This is a genomic window from Streptococcus oralis, from assembly GCF_001578945.1.
In the GTDB taxonomy this organism is placed as follows: domain Bacteria; phylum Bacillota; class Bacilli; order Lactobacillales; family Streptococcaceae; genus Streptococcus; species Streptococcus oralis_Q.
The window spans coordinates 7,606-11,619 of record NZ_KQ969551.1; the positions used below are offsets into that span (position 1 = coordinate 7,606).

A 4,014-nucleotide genomic window follows, 5' to 3' on the forward strand; every position below is an offset into this window, starting at 1 on the left:
AAAGAAACCAAGATTAAAGTCATGAAACCGCAAGGTACCTACTTGATTTGGCTTGATTTTTCAGCCTATGACCTGACTGATGAAACATTGCAAGAACTTTTGAGGAATGAAGCCAAGGTTATTCTCAACCGTGGTTTGGATTTTGGAGAGGAAGGAGTCCTTCATGCTCGGCTCAATGTAGCCATGCCGAAATCAGTATTGGAAGAGGTTTGCCAACGCATCGTGACCACTTTTGATACACTTTAAAAATCCAGCCTTCTAGGAGAAAAGTCTTCCTAGAAGGCTATTTTCATATCAGAAAATGTGGTATAATGAAAAGATAAGATAAAGGGGTAACTATGGCTAAACTGATTCCGGGAAAGTTGCGCATGGAGAGTGTCACTCTCTATAAGACGGGCAAAATTGAGATTATCAAGGAAAAAGGGAATCGCCTCTATACACGTGTGGCGGGAGAAGACCTGCGCTACAGTTTAGAGGATGATCTTGTTTTTTGCGCTTGTGATTTTTTCCAAAAAAGGGGCTACTGTGTTCATCTAGCAGCGTTCGAGCATTATCTGAAAAATGACGAAGAAGGACAAGTGATTCTACAAGCCTTGGAAAAAGGATGTGAAGAGCAAGAGGAGGTCGAAACCAAGGTTAGTTTTGGTGGTAGTTTTTTGGAGCGTATCCAACCTCAGAAGAGAGAGAAAACCTACACTTTGTCGGCTCTAGGACAGGTGGAAGCTGGGACTAATCGTCTCCTTTGGACTCTTCGAATCGGTTTAATTGATAGTCAAAAATATTATGTCATTCGTGACATCCCTCTCTTTTTGAAGGTCCTGGTCCATCGAAAGCCATACATGATTGGGAAACACTACGAGAATGGCTTGTCTTGGGGGGCTTTTGATACAGCTAGTCAAGAAGTTCTTACTTTTTTATGTGGCTTAATTGAGGAGGGACTCAGTCAAGACCTCTTTTTCCCCAATCAAGGTCGTCACCTCTTTTTCCCTCTGACCTTTTTTGAGCAGGGGGTAGAGTTGCTGATGAACTTGGAGGATTTTCATTTTGAACACCAGATCGATAGTTATGAAAATCTTCTCTTTCATGATTTAGATCCCGATGCGGAACTGTTCTCTTTTTCCGTGCAGGAGTATCCCGATTATTTTGAGATGGAGATCTCTGAAAGTGAGCGAGTCAACGTATTCTATGGGGGAGCGGTTCTCTTCCGTAAGGGGAATCTTTATCTCTTAAATCCTAGACAAATCAGTCTACTGAAGGAAATCAAGGAGTTGCCTCAGGAGGAGAGAAGGAGAAAATGCCTCCAGTTTGACAATAGTGATCGTGATCGCCTAGCCACCTGTCTGCCTTTGTTTGGACAGCTAGGCACAGTGTCTGCCCCCGAGCGTTTGCAAATCAGACCCTTTTCACCAATCTTTTACTTTGATAGGGAGGATGACGGTCGCATCCGCTTGGATATCCAATTTGACTATGGAGATGTTAAGGTGACTAGTCGTCAACAGCTGGAACAATTACCATTTTCAAGCGATGCCGTCTTGGAAAACCAACTATTTCAAGTCTGTTTAGGGGCTGGTTTTGAGGCTGATTTTCAGTCTTGGAGACAGGCCTTGAAGCCAGAAGTAGTTTATTCTTTCTTCCATCATACGATTCCAGCTTTTGAGAAGTTGGGTCCGGTTTCCTTGTCTGATGAGATGAGTCAGCTCTACAGTGTTCAAGCTCCTCAGGTTCAGATTGAGTCCAAGGGAGGATTGTTGGAAATCCAGTTTGATTTCCAAGGGATTGCCCAAGAAGAGATTGATCGAGCTCTTAAAGCCCTGACCAGCAATCAGGATTTCTATATCAGTTCTTCTGACCAAGTGTACTTTTTTGATGAGGAAACCAAGCAGATTCGTCAAAATTTACAGGAACTGGGGGTTGAGCTAAAAGATGGTTCTTTTCAAGCTCGAAAATCTCTGGCTTATAGCCTTTCTCAGCTTTTTGAAGGTCGAGACAGGATTTCCTTCTCGGAAGAATTTCAGCATTTAGCTCATGATTTGACCCATCCTGAGGATTTTCCTTTAAGAAGCATACAGGTTCAAGTAAGTTTAAGAGATTATCAGGAAAAGGGTGTACGATGGCTCCAGATGCTTCATCGCTATGGCTTTGGTGGCATTCTGGCAGATGATATGGGACTGGGAAAAACACTGCAAACCATCGCTTTTTGACCAGTCAGGTGACCGAAGACAGTCGGGTCTTGATTTTAGCGCCGTCAGGTTTGATTTACAATTGGGCAGATGAATTCAGGAAATTTGCACCACAGTTGGATTTGGCTGTCGTGCATGGTTTGAAAGCGAATCGAGAAGCAATTCTTTCTGAAAATCACCAAATCTATGTGACTAGCTATGCCACCTTTCGTCAAGACAGCGAGCTTTATCAAGAGATGGCTTTTGATTTTCTCTTCTTAGATGAAGCCCAGGTCATGAAAATGCCCAAACCAAGATTGCTCAGAGTTTGCGACAGTTTGTGGTACCAGCAGTCTTTGCTTTATCAGGTACACCCATCGAAAATCATTTAGGAGAGTTGTGGTCTATCTTTCAAATCGTGCTTCCAGGACTCTTGCCAAGTAAAAAGGAGTTTATGAAATTACCGGCCGACCGAGTAGCGCAGTTTATCAAGCCCTTCGTCATGAGGCGTAAGAAAGAAGAAGTCCTAACAGAACTACCCGATCTGATCGAAGTCGTCTATAAAAATGAACTGGAAGATCAACAGAAGGCCATCTATCTCGCCCAGTTGCAACAGATGCGAGACCGCCTAGCGCAAGTGACAGATCAAGAATTCCAGAGAAGTCGGGTAGAAATCTTATCTGGCCTCATGCGTTTGCGCCAGATCTGCGATACGCCAGCTCTCTTTATGGACGATTACCAAGGAGCCAGTGGTAAACTCGATAGTCTCCGAGATTTATTGCTACAAGTGGCTGATGGTGGGCATCGGGTCTTGATTTTCTCCCAGTTTAAAGGAATGTTGGAAAAAATCGAGCAAGAACTCCCAGATTTGGGCTTGAGCTCCTTCAAAATCACGGGCTCAACTCCAGCTCAAGACAGACAGGAGATGACCAAGGCCTTTAACCAAGGGGAGAGAGATGCCTTTCTCATCTCCCTTAAGGCGGGTGGTGTTGGGCTCAATCTAACGGGAGCTGATACGGTTATTTTGGTTGACCTCTGGTGGAATCCTGCTGTCGAGGCCCAGGCTATCGGACGAGCTCACCGAATGGGACAGGAGCGGAAGGTAGAGGTTTACCGCTTGATTACTAAAGGGACTATTGAAGAGAAAATTCAAGAACTCCAAGAACAAAAGAAACATTTGGTTTCCCAAGTTTTAGATGGTACAGAGTCTCGTGCGAGTCTTAGTCTGGCAGAAATTCGTGAAATTTTGGGAATTTCTGAAGCCAACACTTGAAAAATCAAGACAATACGCTATAATGAAGTGTTGAAAGGAAATACAAAATGAAACAAGATCGATTTCCATTGGTGTCAGATGACGAAATCATGCTGACCAAAATACCAGTCATGGACTTGTACGATGAGTCGGACTTTATCAGCAATATAAAAGGTGATTACCGCGATAAGAACTATTTGGAATGGTCTCCTATCAATGAGGAAGAAACCGTAGTTTCTCCAGTGGTTGATAAGGAGTCAAAGCCAAGCCCAGAACCTAAAAAAGTTGAAAAAACATATGCTGAACTGGCTCGAGAAGAGGCGCGTGCGGATTTGAAGAAGAAACGTTCAGCCAAGTATTTGACTCAGGATGTTAGTCATACCAGACGACACAATGGTTCAACACTTGTTCGTCAAGGAAACCAACCAACAGCGCCATTTCAAAAGGAAAATCCAGGTGAGTTTGCCAAATTTAGTAAAAACTTGAGCCAGTCCCACTATATTTTAGCTGAGGAGATTGGCCAAGTGGCGAATCCAACTCCGAAAACCCAAACGGGAAAAAATAAAAAGAACAACTATGATTTTCTAAAGAAGAGCCAAATCT

2 protein-coding genes and 1 pseudogene are annotated in these 4,014 nt (G+C 43.5%); all 3 read left to right on the top strand.

The window, feature by feature from the left end:
• The coding region (locus SORDD16_RS02670; RefSeq protein ID WP_128973458.1) for an aminotransferase class I/II-fold pyridoxal phosphate-dependent enzyme at positions 1-246 on the top strand (246 nt) is incomplete at its 5' end.
• A gap of 92 nt (positions 247-338) precedes the next feature.
• A pseudogene (locus SORDD16_RS12155) lies at positions 339-3,432 on the top strand (DEAD/DEAH box helicase).
• Between the two features lie 47 nt (positions 3,433-3,479).
• Positions 3,480-4,014 (top strand): divisome accessory protein ZapJ (locus SORDD16_RS02680; RefSeq protein WP_061452285.1); only part of this gene is annotated, 535 nt, incomplete at its 3' end.